17 protein-coding genes are annotated in these 17616 nt (G+C 55.3%); 2 read left to right on the forward strand and 15 right to left on the reverse strand.

Annotation, left to right across the window (positions count from 1 at the left end):
- Positions 1-6 precede the first annotated feature (6 nt).
- From hemH to AC27IT_RS03525, 7 genes are all read right to left on the reverse strand, one after another.
- Entirely contained in the window at positions 7-939 is a 933-nt protein-coding gene (gene hemH / locus AC27IT_RS03495) for a ferrochelatase (protein WP_025847013.1), read from the reverse strand.
- 16 nt (positions 940-955) lie between these two features.
- Positions 956-1993, reverse strand: a complete 1038-nt coding sequence (gene hemE / locus AC27IT_RS03500) for a uroporphyrinogen decarboxylase (protein WP_005826518.1) — start codon at positions 1991-1993, stop codon at positions 956-958.
- Positions 1994-2132: 139 nt separating this feature from the next.
- Complete coding sequence (locus AC27IT_RS03505; protein WP_487091593.1) at positions 2133-2981, reverse strand: DUF4097 family beta strand repeat-containing protein; 849 nt, start codon at positions 2979-2981, stop codon at positions 2133-2135.
- Between the two features lies 1 nt (position 2982).
- Entirely contained in the window at positions 2983-3534 is a 552-nt protein-coding gene (locus tag AC27IT_RS03510) for an HAAS signaling domain-containing protein (protein ID WP_005826522.1), read from the reverse strand.
- A complete protein-coding gene (locus AC27IT_RS03515) occupies positions 3521-3850 on the reverse strand; it encodes a PadR family transcriptional regulator (protein ID WP_005826524.1) in 330 nt (109 codons plus the stop codon). The genes AC27IT_RS03510 and AC27IT_RS03515 overlap by 14 nt, the downstream gene beginning before the upstream one ends.
- A 126-nt stretch (positions 3851-3976) precedes the next feature.
- Positions 3977-5851, reverse strand: a complete 1875-nt coding sequence (locus AC27IT_RS03520) for a bifunctional metallophosphatase/5'-nucleotidase (protein WP_005826525.1) — start codon at positions 5849-5851, stop codon at positions 3977-3979.
- Positions 5852-5916: 65 nt separating this feature from the next.
- Complete coding sequence (locus tag AC27IT_RS03525; protein ID WP_487091594.1) at positions 5917-6729, reverse strand: alpha/beta fold hydrolase; 813 nt, start codon at positions 6727-6729, stop codon at positions 5917-5919.
- A 119-nt stretch (positions 6730-6848) separates the two neighbouring features.
- Here AC27IT_RS03525 and AC27IT_RS03530 point away from each other — a divergent pair, with 119 nt between their 5' ends.
- A complete protein-coding gene (locus tag AC27IT_RS03530) occupies positions 6849-7541 on the forward strand; it encodes an alpha/beta hydrolase (RefSeq protein WP_005826529.1) in 693 nt (230 codons plus the stop codon).
- Between the two features lie 25 nt (positions 7542-7566).
- On the opposite strand, the gene AC27IT_RS03535 is transcribed toward AC27IT_RS03530, so the two are convergent.
- The 7 genes from AC27IT_RS03535 to hemA all read right to left on the reverse strand — a co-directional run bounded on the left by AC27IT_RS03535 (position 7567) and on the right by hemA (position 14906).
- Positions 7567-8376 (reverse strand): HipA family kinase, encoded by an 810-nt coding sequence (locus AC27IT_RS03535; RefSeq protein WP_283859003.1) that lies wholly within the window; start codon positions 8374-8376, stop codon positions 7567-7569.
- Positions 8377-8633: 257 nt separating this feature from the next.
- Complete coding sequence (gene hemL, locus AC27IT_RS03540; RefSeq protein ID WP_005826532.1) at positions 8634-9926, reverse strand: glutamate-1-semialdehyde 2,1-aminomutase; 1293 nt, start codon at positions 9924-9926, stop codon at positions 8634-8636.
- A gap of 7 nt (positions 9927-9933) precedes the next feature.
- Positions 9934-10908 (reverse strand): porphobilinogen synthase, encoded by a 975-nt coding sequence (hemB, locus tag AC27IT_RS03545; RefSeq protein WP_005826533.1) that lies wholly within the window; start codon positions 10906-10908, stop codon positions 9934-9936.
- A gap of 1 nt (position 10909) precedes the next feature.
- A complete protein-coding gene (locus AC27IT_RS03550) occupies positions 10910-11704 on the reverse strand; it encodes a uroporphyrinogen-III synthase (RefSeq protein ID WP_007782471.1) in 795 nt (264 codons plus the stop codon).
- On the reverse strand, positions 11701-12630 hold the full coding sequence (gene hemC / locus AC27IT_RS03555) for a hydroxymethylbilane synthase (protein WP_122952966.1): 930 nt from the start codon (positions 12628-12630) through the stop codon (positions 11701-11703). Before hemC ends, AC27IT_RS03550 begins: the two co-directional genes overlap by 4 nt.
- A gap of 24 nt (positions 12631-12654) precedes the next feature.
- Positions 12655-13473, reverse strand: a complete 819-nt coding sequence (locus AC27IT_RS03560) for a cytochrome C assembly family protein (protein ID WP_005826536.1) — start codon at positions 13471-13473, stop codon at positions 12655-12657.
- 71 nt (positions 13474-13544) lie between these two features.
- Entirely contained in the window at positions 13545-14906 is a 1362-nt protein-coding gene (gene hemA, locus AC27IT_RS03565; protein ID WP_487091595.1) for a glutamyl-tRNA reductase, read from the reverse strand.
- Between the two features lie 282 nt (positions 14907-15188).
- Here hemA and AC27IT_RS03570 point away from each other — a divergent pair, with 282 nt between their 5' ends.
- Entirely contained in the window at positions 15189-16130 is a 942-nt protein-coding gene (locus AC27IT_RS03570) for a DMT family transporter (protein WP_487091596.1), read from the forward strand.
- 133 nt (positions 16131-16263) lie between these two features.
- On the opposite strand, the gene AC27IT_RS03575 is transcribed toward AC27IT_RS03570, so the two are convergent.
- The gene (locus tag AC27IT_RS03575; RefSeq protein WP_005826539.1) at positions 16264-17616 is read right to left on the reverse strand and encodes a protein O-GlcNAcase; all 1353 of its coding nucleotides are present in this window, start codon (positions 17614-17616) and stop codon (positions 16264-16266) included.

A 17616-nucleotide genomic window follows, 5' to 3' on the forward strand; every position in this document is an offset into this window, starting at 1 on the left:
CATCCCCTAGTTCGCCAGCTTTTTCCCGACGGCATCAGCCAGACAGGAGATAAACGCAGGTCTGGCGTTAGGCATCGGCGGACGATGGTAATGAACACCCAGCTCTTCCGTTACTGCCTTGCACTCCATATCGTTGTCGTACAAAACTTCCAGATGCTCCGCTACGAAGCCGACCGGGCAGTAGACAAAGGAGCGGTAGCCATGCGCCTCGTACAGCTCTCGCGTCAAATCCTGGACGTCCGGGCCGAGCCACGGCTCCGGCGTATTGCCGGCGCTCTGCCAGCCGATGGCGTACCGGGCAATCCCTGCCTGCTCGGCGATCAGCTTGGCGGTATCCTCCAGTTGCTGCGGATACGGGTCCCCGGATTTCAAGATTTTTTCCGGCAGGCTGTGCGCGGAGAAGATGACTACGGCTTGTTCGCGTTCTTCGGCTGGCATCGAGGCAAACGTGTCCTCGATCGCTTTTGCCCAGTACTCAATGAAGCCCGGCTCCCTGTACCAACTGTCGATGCTCTTGATTGTCGGTCCGCCGATCGCTTGCGAATGCTCGCAAGCTCTGCCGTTGTATTCTTTGACGCTGTAGCTGGAGTAATGCGGAGCGAGCACCAGGCTGATCGCCTCGGTAATCCCGTCGCGCTTCATTTGCTCCACCGCATCCTCCACGAACGGCTCAATATGCTTCAGCCCCAGGTAGCCGACAAACTCCCGGTCCGGGTAGCGCTCGTTCATTTCCCGCTCCAGCGCGCGCACCTGCTCGTCCGTGATGTCCGCAAACCGATTCAGGCCGTCTACCGCCTCATAGCGCGCCCGCAGGTCGTCAAGCAGCTCCTGCGGCGGCTTGCGGCCACGGCGAATGTGCGTGTAGTACGGCTCAATTTCTTCTGGACTGCGCGGCGTTCCATACGCCATCAGCAAAAGCCCTGTTTTTGGCTTTGACATCTCATACCCCTCCTGGTCACACGTCCCTTTTGTAGCTATGGATGAATGCGGTCAGTTTTTGCAACGTTTCTACTTTGGCGTCAGGGAATACACCGTGCCCCAGATTGAAAATGAATCCCGGCTGCTTCGTGCCTTCGTCGAGAATTTCTTTTGCTTTGGCTTCGAGCTTCTCCCACGGAGCAAGCAACAGCGTCGGGTCGAGGTTGCCCTGCAACGTCTTGGTCACGCCCATGTTGCGCGCAGTCGTAATCGAGGTGCGCCAGTCCAGACCGACAACATCGACAGGCAAGCGGTTCCAATCCAGCAAAAGATGGCCTGCCCCGATTCCGAAGTAGATCGTCGGCACTCCGGTTTCTTTCAGCGCCTGGAAAATTCGCGTCATCACAGGCGTTATGTACTCGCGGTAATCTTCGTCGTTCAATGCGCCTACCCAGGAGTCAAACACCTGTACCGCTTGGGCGCCGGCCTTGATCTGTGCCTTCAGATAGGTGATCGTCATGTCGCCGAGCTTTTCCATCAATGCCTGCCACGCAGCAGGTTCGGTGTACATGAACGCCTTTGTCTTGTGGTAATGCTTGGAAGGACCGCCCTCGATCATGTAGCTGGCGAGCGTGAATGGCGCTCCCGCAAAGCCGATCAGCGGAACAGACAACTGCTCGCGCAACAGCTTGATCGATTCCAAAATATACGGCACGTGCGTTTCCGGCTCCAGATCAAGCAGACGCTCTACATCCGCCAACGATTCAATCGGATTGCCGATCACAGGCCCAATTCCCGACTCGATGTTCACGTCGACTCCAATCGGCTTTAGCGGCGTCATGATGTCGGCAAACAAAATCGCAGCATCCACGCCCAACTGCTCGACAGGCAGACGGGTCACTTCGGCGCATACTTCCGGTATGTAGTTCATCTCAAAAAAGCTATACTTCGCGCGGATGGCGCGGTATTCGGGCTGATAGCGTCCGGCTTGGCGCATGTACCAGACAGGGACACGCTCTGTCGCCTCTTTGCGGCATGCTTTCAAAAACGTATCGTTAAATGGTTTGGAAGTCATGAATAAACCTCTCTTTGCACAATAATCTACCCCACCAATATGATACCACTGGGCATTCGACAAGTAATGGCTCTTTTGTGTCAAAATCTTTTCGTTTCGCGCGTTTCCAATCCTATCCATCATTGTTGCCAAACTTCTTCTATTGAATGCGGATATCTCCCGTAGAAGTCTTCACGGACAGCTTTGGACCGCCAGTCCCTACGGAAGCCTTGATGTTTTGCTCTTCTCTTTTCGCATAGGAAAGGGTGGCCCATTTGACCTCGATGTCGCCCACGTCGGATGCCAGCTCCAACTGCGCTGCTTCCGGCTGCTTTTCCACCGCAATCCGCACATCGCCCGTATCCGTGCGCACGGTTACATCGCGCGTCAACTCGGGCAAGACGAGTTTGTCGATTTCGCCCGTGGAGCTGTCGATGTTCAGGCTGGCGCGAATACCGGCCAGCTTCAGATCGCCCGTATCTGTCCGCACGTCCAGGCGCTCTCCGGCATACCCGGTCAAATCGACATCACCTGTGCTGGACGACACTTCCCCCGTTTTCGCCGTGAGCGCTCCGCTTTTGATATCCCCCGTAGCCGTTTCCAGCCGGATGCTCTCGTACTCTTTTTCCGGCAGCATGATTTCCAGCTTCAACTCCCCGCTACCTAGATAAAACAGGCTGACGTGCAGCTTTTCCTGCACCTGGACGCGCAAGGTTCCGTCTTCCGTGACCTCGCTCGTCCATTGCAGCCGTTCCTTTTGCTGCTCCGAGATTTCCCCTGTCAGACGCACGGTCGCTTGTGCCGCTTTCGTAGGCGTGATGACGAGATCCGCTGTTCCCGTCTCTACGGCCACCGCCTTGAACGGCTGCTCGATGATGCGCTGCTCCTCTATTTTCTTTAAGGAAAACGCGAAGTGCTCCTGCTTGGCAAACAGCCAGACGAGCCCGCACACTCCCACGACAAACAGCAGCAAGCTTATGCCGAACAGCTTTTTTCCCCAATTCTTCATCTTATTTCCCCCTAATCATCTGCACGTTAAACTGCAGATACTTCAGAAACAGACGGTACAGCCACTTCGTCAGCCGCAGCAAGCCTACCGCCAGCATTCCCCCCAGCCCAAGCGAAACGAGACTTCCGAACAAAAGCAAAAGCCGTTCCTGAGACGGCGCGGGAAACCCGTATTCCATCAAAATGCCGAGCGGCGCCACCAAAAGCGACAAGGAGACGGCGTAGCAGGCGATCAGCACGCCGATCAGCGCGAAAAACGGCCCCAGGACGAACACGAGGTTGAAAAAGCCCAAACTGATCGTGGCAATGATCGCTCTGGACATGTTGCCCACGGACGCATTGGACTGCGCCTGATCGATCCGGTAGCCCGCAAGCAGCTCTCTCGCCAGCGCTTTGGGGCTGCCCAGGCTGTCGGCAATTTCGTGTTCGCTTTTCCCCTGCTTGATCCCGATCAAAAAATGTTCGGTATAATCAGCGAGAATGTCCAGACGCTCCTTGTCCGGCAAATCGCCAAGCAATGCCCCCAACTCGTCCATAAACTCACGCCTTGTCATAGCCCAGTCCCTCCTCTATCATTTCGTTGACGCCGCGATTGAATATTCGCCATTCCAGCACGAGATCGTTCATGTACTGTCTCCCCCGCTCCGTTAGCTGATAATATTTTCGCGGCGGCCCTTCTTGCGACTCTGCCAAATAGGTTATGAAAAAGCCTTCCTGGGTCAAGCGCCGCAGCAAAGGATACACCGTCCCTTCGGCGATATGAAACCGCTCCGAGATGCTCGCAACCAGTTCGTAGCCGTATCTGTCCTGCTTCGCTGTCAAAACGAGAACACACAGCTCCAGGACCCCTTTTTTAAACTGTACGTTCAATGCACATCACCCATGTCAAAGCTTACCAAAGAGGTACTGTATATTGCAAGGTACTTTATGATATAAGAGGACAGGGAGCCGGCTTTTCTCCCTGTCCTCTCTCACACGCATGTTTTCCCTGCCAGCTTATTTTACTTCGACGATGCGGCCTTCTACTTTCGGATTGACCACTTTGCGCTTCATCAGACCTTCTTCCACGATGCTGTACATGGACAAGCCTGTGTTGAAGAACGGCTTTTTGAACGATTCATAGCCGTCTCCACCTGCTGCCAAAAAGTCGATGGTCGCGACTTTGTACGTTTTGGTCAGATCAAGCGGCTTGTCGCCAACCTTCACTTCCAGAACACGCTCGCCTGCAGGCTTGGTCGGGTTGTACGTAAAGCTCATGCCGCTGATTTGCGGGAAGCGTCCTGCGCCTGTTCCCACCTGGCTCACGCCGTTCTCCAGCGCTTGCTTCAGCTCTGCCCCTGTCACTTCCACGATTGCCAGCGTGTTGTTTTCGAACGGAAGCAGCGTGTACAAGTCTTTTTTCGTGATGTCGCCTGCCGCAAGCTGCGTGCGGATACCGCCGCCATTTGCCAGCGCTACATCCGCTTCGTATCCTTTGATGGATTGCGTGCGCTCGAGCATGATGTCGGTAATCAGGTTGCCGACGTTCGTTTCCTTCGCCCGGACAAGCGTGCGGTCGCCATCGAGCGGAACCTCGGATTTCGCAATCACCACATTCATGACGGTATCAATTTTTTTCACAATTTCCTGAACCATTTTGTCAATTTCCGGGTCTGCCACGACGGATTCATCGTATTCTTTCAGACCGCCGCTGAACGCTACCAGCTCTTTGCCCAAATAGTACAGGTCAGCGCGTCCGAGCGATTTGCCGTACTCCCAGTCTTGGACGATGTAGGTGCCGTTTACCAGCTCAGGCGTTGTCAGCGGAGTATGGGAGTGGCCGCCGACGATCAGGTCGATGCCAGGCACGTTTTTCGCGATTTCGCGGTCTACGTCCACCCCGATGTGGGAAACGACGATGACGTGATCTACTTCTTTTTTCAGCTCAGGGACAACGACTTTCGCTACCTCGACCGGATTTTTGAAGGTCAGGCCCTTGACGTTGTCAGGGTGTGTCAGCACAGGCGTGTCTTCCGCGACAAAGCCGACGAACCCGAACTTTTTGCCGCCGATTTCCGCCTTGAAGGTCGGCAACAGCAGCTCTTTGCCATCCGCCTTGAACACGTTTGCGGAAATGACCGGATGCTCCAGCATGTCGCGCAGCTTAAGCAGTTGCTCGTAGCCGAAGTCAAACTCGTGGTTGCCCGCAGCCATCACGTTGTAATCGAGGCTGTTCAGGATCGGAACGACAGACTCTCCTTTGAACTGGTTCACGAAAATGGTGCCTTGGAACGTATCACCCGCGTCCAGCAAGAGGAAGTTGTCGTTTTCCGCGCGCCATTCCTTCAGCAAGGTCGCGATTTTGGCAAAGCCGTATTCCTTTTGCGTTTTGTCTTCCTGGATGTGTCCATGCGTATCGTTTGTATGCGCGATCGTGATGTGGGTCGTTGCCGCATCGCCCAACGCCTGGAAAAATTCGCCGCGCGTCACGGTCGCTTTATTGTCGAGCGCGATTTTGTAGCCGAGCTTTTCGGCCACTTGCGCCAGCTTCGCGGAGGTCAGCACTTGACCCGGATTTTTGAAGTCGTCCTGGCTTACCGCGCCCTGTCCTTTTGCCCAGTCCAGATAAGGAGTCGCCCAGTGCGCGCCTTTTGCTGCTGCCCCGATTTGTGCGCCTTTGAGCTTGGAGAAAACAACCGCTGCCTCCGCAAGCGTAACAGCGCGATCCAGAGCCAAATCGCCATTTTGTCCGGCGGTGACGATCGCTTTTTTCACCATCCAGTCCACGTGCTTGACCGGATGCAGCGGAGCCGCGAGTGCAGAGGTAGACAAGAGCGATGCAAATACGACAGATGCAAACGCTGTCATCATAATTCGACGTGCTTTTTTCATTCTCTAATTCCCCTCTCGTATATGGAAAAATAGATAGGATATCTTTTTTATTATAGCAAAATTTGCTAGGACAATGGTGCGCTTTTCCTGTTGTTTTCGACAAAGCCGCCGATCGCTTCGGCAAGCTGTTCCGGCGCTTCGAGCATTCCCATGTGCCCTGCATCCGGCAAAAGCGCTTCGACAACGTTGCTTTTTTGTACCGTAAACGTTTTGGCTACCGGAATGATCTGGTCCTCTGCGCCTGCGACCAACAGCACTGGGAGCGTCGTTTCCCGCAGGACGTGATTGTGGTCTTTTCGATCGCGCATGGCATACAACGTCTGAATCGCCCCGATCGGGCTGGTCGCGACGCCTATTTCTTTGGCAGCCTGGACTTCCGCTGTCATCGACGCGACATGCTGCGGGGCAAACAGTTTGGGGACGAGCGCCTTGATAAACGGCTCCATGCCGTGTTCGCGAATGCTGTCGGCTCCTTTGTTGCGATTGGCCTTGGCCGCCTCGTCGTCGGGATATGGCGTGGAATGAACCAGTCCGAAGCTGAGCAGCTTGTCCGCGTAGTTTTCGGCAAAAGCGAGCGTAATGTAGCCGCCGAGCGAGTGCCCGAACAGGTGGAACTTGTCCAGACCCGCTGCCGCTGCAAAAAGCGCAATGTCTTCGGCGAACCGTTCCATCGAATACGCTTCATCCGGCGCGGAGCTATGTCCGTGGCCGCGCAAATCGACGGCGATCACGCGATGCGAGCGGGCCAACAGCGGCACCAGCTTGTCCCAATAATGCAGGCTGCCGCAGAAGCCGTGCAGCAAGATGAGCGGCTCCCCTGCTCCTTCCTCCACATACGCGAGCTTGACGCCGTTTGTCAGTTGTGCTTCTTTTTTCATCTGAATCTGCTCCTTTCTGCTTTCGTTTCCGTCTTTTTTGCTTGCCAGCAGATTTTGCTGTCTGTATGATTGAAAAAAATGCCCACAACCGAATTTGGTAAAGAGAGGTGCTTGACTCGTTGATTCAGACAATAGCAGATTCCGTCGCCGGCCCAGATGGACAGAGCATTCCTTATACCTTGATCCAGGCGGGCGAGTCACCGTCCCGCGCACTTTGCTTTTTCTTTCCCGGCGCCAGCTATTCCTTCGACAAACCGTATTTGTACTATTCGACGATGCTTTTTTTGCGCAAGCAGGTAGATATCGTCCACGTACACTATTCGTTCGGACAAGACAACGCGGCCTTTTGGAACAGTCCATTCGCCGAAAAAAGCGCGTGGCTGCAAGCAGACGCAAAGCGGCTTGTCTCTCATGTGCTCGGCAAGCGGGCGTACGAACAAATTTTTTTCCTCGGAAAGTCTATCGGGACGATTCCGATTGCGTGCGGCCTGCTCCATGCCTCTGCGTTTTCCCGCACGTCAGCCGTTCTGTTGACGCCCTTGCTGACAGAGGAATCGCTCGTAGCCGATCTGCTCTCTGTCAAGCAGCAAGTACTGCTTGTCTCCGGCACGCAAGACCCTTACTACCAGCCAACTGCGCTTGAAAAAATAGCCTCCTCCAGGCCAAACGTTCGTCTTTATCTTCCTGACGGGGCCAAGCATTCCTTGGACGTGGGACTTGATGTTTCCCGTTCTCTGGCCGTATTGCAGTCGGTCATGGACGAACTGGACAGCTTTGTAGAACGGGAGCTGGACGCCCACGCCGGAAGCTGACAGCGACCGCCTGGCAGAGCGCGGTTCAGGCAAAATGCTTGGAAACTCGCTTCAACGCTTTTTTCAGGTGCTTGCGGCGGCAGAGCAGCACTTTTTGGATGAACTTTTTTTCTGCTTTGGTCAGCAACCCTTTCGGTACTCTTCTGATTGCCTTTTTCAGCTTTCCTTTAGGCATCGCCTGAATCTTTTTCACCATTTTCCCCAGTTGCTTGCGGTTGTCGCGCGTAAACCGCTTCAAGCCTCTCGGAATGCGCTGCTTTTTCTTGTCGCCGGAATGCAGGCAAAACTTGTAGGCTTTTTTGCAGGAAAACTTCTTCTTGGCCCGCCGGAGATTCCATTTAGTAGGATTACCAAACAAGGAAATCCCATGATCGATTCCGTACCACTTGTACTTCTTCCCCGACTTTTTCTTGTGGAGAATCAGGTTGCGGTCGGATCGGTCCGGATTGAGAATCCAGGCGTCAAAAGCGACCAGGCGGGCCAGCTTTTTGGCCTGCTTGACGTACTTGTGCGGCTTTTTCAGCAGCTTCTTTTTCGCCTTTTTCCACGGAATGACCTGGCCGCCCTTGGCCTGCATCGAAATGAGGCCGCGCTTGATCCGGCCGCGCGGTCCGCGCACATGGGCCTGAATGACTCGCGCCACAGGCAAGCCGAGACTTTTCGCCAGGTGGGCGGCAATGTACTCGTTGGCAACGAGAATGCGGTAATTTCTGCGAGGATACCGATGAACGGTCGACTTGAAAAAGCCTTTTCGCCCCTTGCGATTTTTCACCTTCCAGATCAGTCGGCCATACTTTTTACGCAGGCGCTTTCGATAGCGCCACTTCAGTCTCACCACTCGTACACCTCGTCCCTGCATTTTTTACATCATACGGACTTGGGTTCTGAATGGTGAAACCAAAAAGAACAAGACCTTTGGCCAAAAGGAAAAACAGGTGTTGATCCCTCATCTTTTAGCGGAGGGGAAGGAACCGTCGCTACTGTATTCTCAGACGCCCTGCCAATTCCTGCTAGATGACGGGTTTTTTTACAGAAAAAAAACACCTCCTGCCTTCCGACAGGAGGTGCTTGCTTATGTTTTTCGTACACGCTTTACGCTTCCAACGTTTTTTGCATAGCGCGGTAGCTCGCTTCGATCGTGCGTTCGATATCTTCCTCGGTATGCGCCAGCGAAACGAACATTCCCTCGAACTGGGACGGCGGGATCATGACGCCTTCGTCCAGCAAGTGGCTGAAGTAGGCGGAAAAGCGCTCCAGATCGGCCGTTTTCGCCGTTTCGTAGTTGATGACAGGCGTGTCGGTGAAGAACAGGCACACCATGGAGCCTACCCGGTTGAGCGTGTGCGGGATCCCCAGCTTGCGCGCATTTTCTGCGAGTCCTTCGCCGAGGCGCGCCGACAATTTTTCCAGATACTCATACGCACCCGGCCTGCTCAGCTCTTGCAGCGTGGTCAAGCCTGCCGCCATCGCCAGCGGGTTGCCGGAAAGAGTTCCCGCCTGGTAGATCGGTCCTGCCGGAGCAATCTGCTGCATGATCTCCCGCTTACCGCCGTAGGCCCCGACCGGAAGACCGCCGCCGATGACTTTGCCCATCGTCGTCAGGTCAGGCGTGATGCCGTACAACTGCTGGGCGCCGCCAAGCGCTACGCGGAAGCCCGTCATGACTTCATCGAAAATGAGCAGCGTGCCGTATTTCGCGGTAATTTCGCGCAGCCCTTCCAAAAAGCCGGGCTGTGGCGGAACGACACCCATGTTGCCGCCAATTGGCTCAACGATGACAGCCGCCAGGTCGTCGCCGAACGTTTCGAAGGCGAGCTTCACGCTGTCCAGGTCGTTGTACGGCACCGTGATCGTATTCAACGCCGTTCCTTCTGGCACGCCCGGGCTGTCCGGCAGACCGAGCGTCGCGACACCGGAGCCTGCTTTAATCAGCAAACTGTCCGCATGGCCGTGGTAACAGCCTTCGAACTTCATGATTTTGTTGCGCTTCGTATAGCCGCGCGCGAGACGCAGGGCGCTCATCGTCGCCTCTGTACCGGAGTTGACCATGCGCACGACTTCTACGGACGGAACCAGTTCACATACGAGCTTGGCCATCTCGGTTTCGCGCTCTGTCGGAGCACCGAAACTCGTGCCAAGTGCCGCCACTTCCGTAATCGCGGCCAGCACGCGCGGATGCGCATGTCCGAGAATGAGCGGCCCCCAGGAGCCGATGTAATCAATGTAGCTGTTGCCGTCCACATCAAAAATTCGCGAGCCTTCCCCTTTGGCGATGTAGACCGGATTGCCGCCCACGCTCTTGAACGCCCGCACCGGGCTGTTCACTCCGCCTGGTATGTAATGCTGTGCTTCTGCAAACAACTGCGTCGATTTTTCTCTTGTCATCTCGTCCTCACCTCGCCAGCCATTTTGCTACATCTTTGGCGTGGTACGTAATAATCAGGTCCGCACCAGCCCGTTTGAAGCTCACCAACGTTTCCATTACGATCCGCTCTTCGTCGATCCAGCCGTTTTGCGCAGCGGCTTTGACCATGGAATACTCGGCGCTCACATTGTAGGCGACGATCGGCAGGTTGAAGTTTTCGCGCAGGCGCAGCACCATGTCCATGAAGGCAAGGCCCGGCTTCACGATCAAAAAGTCTGCCCCTTCCTTCACATCGGAAGCTGCTTCGCGCAGTCCTTCGCGCGCGTTGGCCGCGTCCATCTGGTAGCTCTTGCGATCGCCAAACTGCGGTGTCGAACCAGCTGCATCGCGAAATGGTCCGTAGAAGGAGGACGCGTATTTCACTGCGTACGACATGATCGGAATATGCTGGAAGCCCGCTTCGTCCAAAGCTTCGCGAATGGCGATCACGAAACCGTCCATCATGTTGGATGGAGCGATGATGTCCGCTCCGGCTTTTGCCTGGGAAACTGCCGTCTTGCCCAAAAGCGCAAGCGTCTCGTCATTGACGACTTCGCCCTCGTGAATGACGCCGCAATGTCCGTGATCGGTGTATTCACACAGGCACGTATCGGCAATCACGATCATTTCCGGGTGGGCTTCCTTGATCTGACGGATGGCTTGCTGCGTAATCGCCTCGTCGTTGTACGCTTCCGTTCCGCAGGCGTCCTTGTGCTCCGGTACGCCGAACATCAGAACAGACTGGATTCCCAGCTCCACGATTTCCTTCATTTCTTCCGCCAACATATCCAGAGAGAGCTGGTACACGCCTGGCATGGAAGCAATCTCGTTTTTGATGCCGGTCCCTTCCACTACAAACAGCGGGTAAATCAGGTCTTCCACGCGAACGTGATTTTCCCGTACCAGATTGCGCATTGCCGCGCTTTTGCGCAAGCGGCGATGACGATCAAATGTTAGTGCCATGTCAATTCCCTCCCAGATTCTCTAGTAAAGCTTCTAACAGTCCATCCACGGTGTACTCGCTCGCGACCACGTCGACGGCAAGCCCGTTTTTTCTGGCTGTCTCGGCAGTGATCGGACCGATGCAGGCAATCCGCACCTGATCCAGCCAGCCTGGCGAGGCAAACGGCGCCATCGCCTGGATGAAATGAGTCACGGTAGATGAGCTGGTAAACAAAATGACATCAATCCGGCCTTCTTGCAACTGTTGGGCCGCTTCCGGCGCCCGTGACCCGTCGATGACCGTCTGGTAGGCGTCTACCTCTGTCACGGCAAGCCCCAGCTCTTTCAGCTCTGCCGGCAAAGCCTTGCGGGCGATATCGGCCCGCGGCAGCAGCACGCGCTGCCCCGGCTGAAGCTGCTCGTGCAAGCTCGCAAGCAAGCCCTCCGCTACGTAATCGGACGGAATGACCGCAACCGAAAGCCCGTGCTTGGTCAGCGCTTGCGCGGTCTTGGGACCGACCGCCGCGATCTTCCCGGCAAACGCCGCGAAGCCGACTCCTACCTGCTCCATGCGCTCCAGAAAAAACCGCACGCCATTGACGCTGGTAAAAATCACCCAGTCGTAGCTCGGCAGCTCGGAGATCGCTTCGTCGAGCTTTGTTTTGTCTGCGGGCGGGATCATTTTCAAGAGCGGAAAGGCATACGCCCCTCCGCCCAAACGCTCGATTTTGTCCACGAGCTCCTGCACCTGGCTTTTCGCGCGCGTCACCATGATGCGCTTGCCCGTAAGCGGCCCGCGCGATCCGACGGCTGTCATTGCTCGTTCTCCCGCAGCACCTGTGCGAGCACCTCGCCAGCTCCTTGCGCCAGAAGCGCTTCCGCTACCTGCACGCCGAGCGCCTGCGGATCGCGGCCAGTCGCCGTGTTTTTGAACATTTGTTTTCCGTCCGGCGAGCCGACCATCCCGGTCAAAGTGATTTGCTTATCTTCTCCGACCGTCGCGTAAGCCCCGATCGGAACCTGGCAGCCGCCTTGCAGCTTGTGCAGGAAGCTGCGCTCGGCTGTCACCGCCAGCCGCGTCGGCTCGTCGTCGAGCTGCTTCAACAGGGCCAGCGTCTCTTCGTCATCGGCGCGGCATTCGATGGCGAGCGCTCCCTGGCCGACGGCTGGCAGGCTGATTTCCACAGGCAAAAATTGCGAAATGTTCCCTTCGTAGTTGACGCGCGCAAGTCCCGCTGCCGCCAGGATGATCGCATCGAAGTTGCCTTCTTCCAACTTGCGGATGCGCGTATCAATGTTGCCGCGAAGCGATTCGATCTGAATGTCCGGGCGATGGGCGAGAATTTGCGCACTGCGGCGCAGACTGCTCGTGCCCACGAGCGCTCCTTCTTTCAGTTCATCCAATGTCTTGCCATCCAGGGACAAGAGGACGTCCCGCGGGTCAACCCGCTTCGGAATCGCACCGATCACGAGGCCCTCCGGCAATTCAGCCGGCATGTCCTTCAAGCTGTGCACGGCAAAATCCGTTTCCTTATCGTACAGCGACTGTTCGATTTCTTTGACAAAAAGCCCTTTTCCGCCAACCTTGGACAGCGTCACATCGAGAATGCGGTCGCCCTTCGTCACGATTTCGTGCAGCTCAAACTCAGCCTGCGGCGCGAGTTCTTTCAGTTTTTGTACGACCCAATTCGTCTGGGTGAGCGCCAGCTTGCTGCGACGCGTCCCTACTTTCCATTTTCCCATGACAGCCTCCTTGATGAACAGCCACTACCACCAGCTGTGAAATGTAGAAGTCGTAATGCCTAAAAAATTGATGAGCAGAAGCAAAAACGCCAGGACGTTCCACTGGGCGAGCCTGCGCATTTGCAGCGTATCCCGATAGCGTTTGTACAGCCAGAACGAATAGCTGGCCAAGACAAGCATGGAAGTAACTACTTTGGAGTCCAGCAAAAATTTCTCCGGCAACACCATTTTTCCCCAAATGATCCCCAGAACAATCGAGAGCAGCAGCATCGGCACGCCGAGCATGTTCATCCGGTAGGCGTAGCCTTCCAACTGGTCCAGGCTGGGCAGCCTGCGCAGAAGCGGAGTCCAGCGCCGCTCCTTGAGCATCTTATGCTGCAAGAGGTACATCGCGGAAAAGATCATCGACAGCGAAAACGCGCCATAGCTGAACATCGCCAGCGTCACGTGCGTCAAGAGCAGCTCGGAGGTCAAGACATCCGATACCGCGACGATCGGCGTCTCGGGCAGGAACATCGACATGACCAGGACGACAAAGCCGATAATATTTGTAAAAAAAACCAGCAAATCAATGCGAAAAAAATAGTGTAAGGCAAGTGATAGGCTTACCAGCACCCAGGAGTAAAAAAAGAGCGTCTCAAACAGCGTAATGACAGGAAAATAAGCTTTCATCACTGTCTGCGACACAAAAAAAGCAGTTTGCAAGGCCCAAACGACAATAAGCAACCCGAAAGCCAAACGATTGACTTTCCGGTTGCTTTGCAAGAAGTCGTTAAAATAGAAGAGAACACTTGCAGCGTAGAGAAAGATCGTCAGGTCGTAGATCCATCTCACCTCGGCCATGCACTCTCTCCCCTCTTTCCCTATCGGTTTCTATCGATGGCAGTATCGTTTTTGCAAAGAAGAGAAGGTCTTTATTTCGGCACACGGGAAGCCAGGACCTGCTCGCGAGCTGCTGGCTGCTTGCTTGTATCGTCTGCCCAGAGCGCTTCCTGCTCTTTGCGTTCCAAAATTTCTTCGAGGGCAAACATCTTGGTGAAAATGTCCAGCACTTCATCTCCGTATTTGGTAGCTGCCATTTCCTTCAGGCGCACGACCGGATCGTGCATGAGCTGGTTGACGATCCCTTTGGTCGTCTTGCGGATGATGTGCATTTCGCGCTCGGTCAAGTTCGGCAGCTTGTTTTCTATCTTGCGCATCGCTTCACCCTGGATGGTGAGCGTTTTTTCACGCAGCGCGGCAATCAGCGGCGCTACGCCCAGCGTCTGGTACCAGGTCGTAAAGGCCACAATCTCCTCTTCGATCATCGCATCCAGCCGCTCCGCTTCCCGCGAGCGCTCTGCGACGTTGCTCGCGACGATTCCTTCCAGATCGTCAATGTCGTACAAAAAGACATTATCCAGATCGTGCAGGTCAGGATTCAGGTCGCGGGGAACCGCGATGTCCACCATGAACAGCGGACGGTGCTTTCTTTGCTTCATGATTGGCGCCAGATCCTTTTTGCCGAGGACGTATCCGGTCGCTCCCGTAGAGCTGATGACGATGTCGGCAGTGAGCAGCGCCTCAGGCAACTGCTCCATCGTACAGGAGTCCCCTTTGAATTTTTCCGCCAAAAGCTGTGCCCGCTCCAGCGTGCGGTTCGCTACCATGACTCGCTCGGAGCCGTTGGCGTGCAAATGCTTGGCTGTCAGCTCGCTCATTTTGCCCGCTCCGACAATCAGGACGGACTTCCCGGCGAAAGAGCCAAAAATCTTTTTCCCCAGCTCCACGGCAGCATAGCTGACCGATACGGCGTTTTGTCCGATCGCCGTCTCCGTATGGGCGCGCTTGGCAAATGTAATGGCTTGCTTGAACAGCGTGTTGAACACCGTTCCCGTCGTTTTCAGCTCTTGCGCCATCAGGAATGCGTCGCGCACTTGTCCGAGAATTTGCGTCTCTCCCATCACCATCGAATCGAGACCGGCAGACACTCTGAACAAATGGTCGATTGCCTGTTCATTCTCTTTTATATAAAGGTGATCTTTGAATCGTTCTTTTTCCACACCGAACCATTCCGCCAAAAAGCGGCGCGTATAGTCACGGCCGATATTGGCCTGGTCGCAGACGACATACAGTTCCGTACGGTTACATGTCCCCAGGATGACACATTCCGCAATACTCTTCGTCTGGGAGAGAAGATGAAGAGCGCGTGCAGTCCCATCATCGCTGAATGTAAACTTTTCGCGAACTTCGACAGGTGCCGTTTTGTAGTTTAAGCCCAGCAAAAGAATATCCATAGTGTCCTCCCAGAATGACATACGTGCATACGCCATATGTAAAATGCACTATTATTATAACATTATGTCCCGAATCGGCCACGAGTAATTGTGAAAAGTTTATTAACGGAAACGCGCTTTTCGGCGCTGATAGAGTCGAAAACATAGCTTGCAAACGGCGGCAAAAAGCGACAAATGGCGCACGAATCCGCTTGAAATCCCGTTGCGAATCACGTATGATGCTGGCTATACGTCTACAAAAATAAAGTTTCGTAAACAAACCGGGAGGAGAGAAAAGAAGCATTGAAAAAACCATGGATGGCAGATATAACGCTGCTTCTGATCGCTTTGGTCTGGGGAACCACGTTTTTGATCGTGCAGCAGGCAATCGCCTCACTGCCCCCTAACACGTTCAACGCTGTTCGCTTCACGGTGGCCGCCCTGTTTTTGCTCGTCATTTTCCTGATTCGCTCTCGCCACCAGCTCGCAGCATTCCGCGGCCCGATCGTTCGCGCCGGGATCATCCTCGGCTTTTGGCTCTGTCTCGGTTACGCGCTGCAAACGGTCGGCCTTTTGTACACGACGCCTTCCAAAGCCGGATTCATTACGGGCTTGTCTGTCGTACTGGTTCCGCTGTTCGCCTTTTTGCTTTTGCGCGACAGGATCAAGCCTGTGGCGGTGATCGGCGTCATCCTCGCAGCAGCAGGCTTGTATCTTTTGACACAAAATCAGACCTTCTCGTTCAACCTGGGGGACGCGCTCGTGTTCGGCTGTGCGATTTGCTTCGCCATGCAGATCGTCTTTACCGGAAAATACGCGCCGCGCTTCGCGGCATTGCCGCTTGCGATCGTTCAGCTCGGGACGGTTGCGGTCATGAGCTGGCTCTACTCCTTTTTCTTCGAGGACTGGAGCCGGGCGTTTGATCCGGCGATCCTGTTCATCCCGGAAGTAGCGACAGGGTTGATCGTCACCTCGATCTTTGCAACGGCCCTCGCCTTTTTGGCCCAGACGGCTTTGCAAAAGCAAACAAGCTCCACACGCGTGGCGCTCATTTTCGCGCTGGAGCCTGTGTTCGCCGCGCTGACTTCGTACGTCTTTATCCACGAGGTACTGAGCGGCAGACAGTTGATCGGCTGCCTGATGATTTTTACCGGGATGATTTTGGCAGAGCTTCCGATCGGACAGTGGCTTGCGCAAGCGCGCTCGCGCAAAGGCAAGGCAAAGGAAGACCGCGAGTCGGCCTGACTGATTCGAAACATTGGCTGTGCCAATCCCAAGCCATTGACGCAGCCTTGCACAAAAAAGGTTCCTTCTCCCCCAAGGGAAAGGAACCTTTTTTCGCGAAAACGCTGAAAGCCCCAGCAAGGCAACCGCTTGGTCAGTTGCTCTTTCTGACCTCCTGTAAGATCGCGTCCACAAACAACTGCATGACCTGTCCGCACACTTTTTGCGGCAAGCGCTCCGTGCGCTTGATCCACTGCTTGAGCCGCAGCAGGTGGTAGGCGGCTTGCGGGATTTTGCCGCTCGTTCCGTGGTCGATTAGCGCGACGGCAGACTGGCCGACTTTGGCCCAATGGCGGTATTTTTCAATCCACGGCCGCGCTTCCTTCGCGAGCTTGAGGTTGCTCATCCCGCCGAGCAACTGGTGGGCGGTTTGCTCCATCTCGCGAAACAGCAAGGTCAGCTCGGAGACTGCCTTGTTCCGATCTCCCTGCAAAAACTGGAAGCGAAAAGCAAGAAACGCTTCGAGCAGGCGCGGCGACTCGCCTTCGCACAAAAACGAGCTTTGCACATTGTCGGCAAACGTGAAGAACGCTTCGGCATCGTCCTTGCCCGCCACTTCCTCCACCGCCTGCTTCCAGGCCGCGTCCGGATCGTAGCCTTGCGGATCGCGCAAATAGGCGGCCGTCGTCATCAACGGAATTTTCGAGCATTCAGGCAGCGACATCGCGTTTGCCACGTAGCCTGCGGCGTGCTGCCACAAGTCCGGGTCGCGATGGCGCAATGGGCCGATATGCAGCTCGCTTGCCATCGCCAGGTCGTTGACGGGGTAGTTATCCCAGTAAAACGGCTTGTGCCCCGTATATTCGCCGAAGCGAACCGCATCGCCATCCGTCAGGTACGGCGAGCAGACAAACCGCCCCGTCCAGAACAAGTCAATCTCTTCGGGCAAATGCCGGCCCAGGTGCTGGATGTACGGCTCTTTGCCAATGCCGTTGTACTGGGTCGGGCAGACGACCAGCTTGACTGGCTCTCCCCACTCCTGCATCGACTCCCAGACGCGCCGGGTAGTCTGCACGTGAGCATCTGCCAGGTGGGCAAACTGCGCGACATCCCGTTCATGCAGCAGGTGCATCGGGATGTCGTCGAACAACAAGGAAAAATACCGGACGCCTTTGTCGTACATCGTCCGATATTTTTTCAAAAGCAGCTCCGTGTGGGCCGGACTCGCATATTCCATGCTGAGGCCGGGGCTTAGACAGTACACAAACTGCATGCCCCGTCCCAGGGCGCTGGCGATCAATTCGTCCAGTTGGCGCATCGCCGCTTCCGGATGCGGCTCCATCCATCGCTCCCGCAAATATACATCGTCTTTGGGCGAGTAGAAATACGCATTGTAATCGTGCCGATGCAAAAAATCAATCATGTCCAGCCGCTCTGCATGCGTCCAGGGCGTTCCGTAGAAGCCTTCGATCACACCGCGTACGGCAAAGCAAGCCAGTTTGCTCAC

The sequence above is a fragment of the Brevibacillus sp. YAE8 genome (assembly GCF_057543335.1).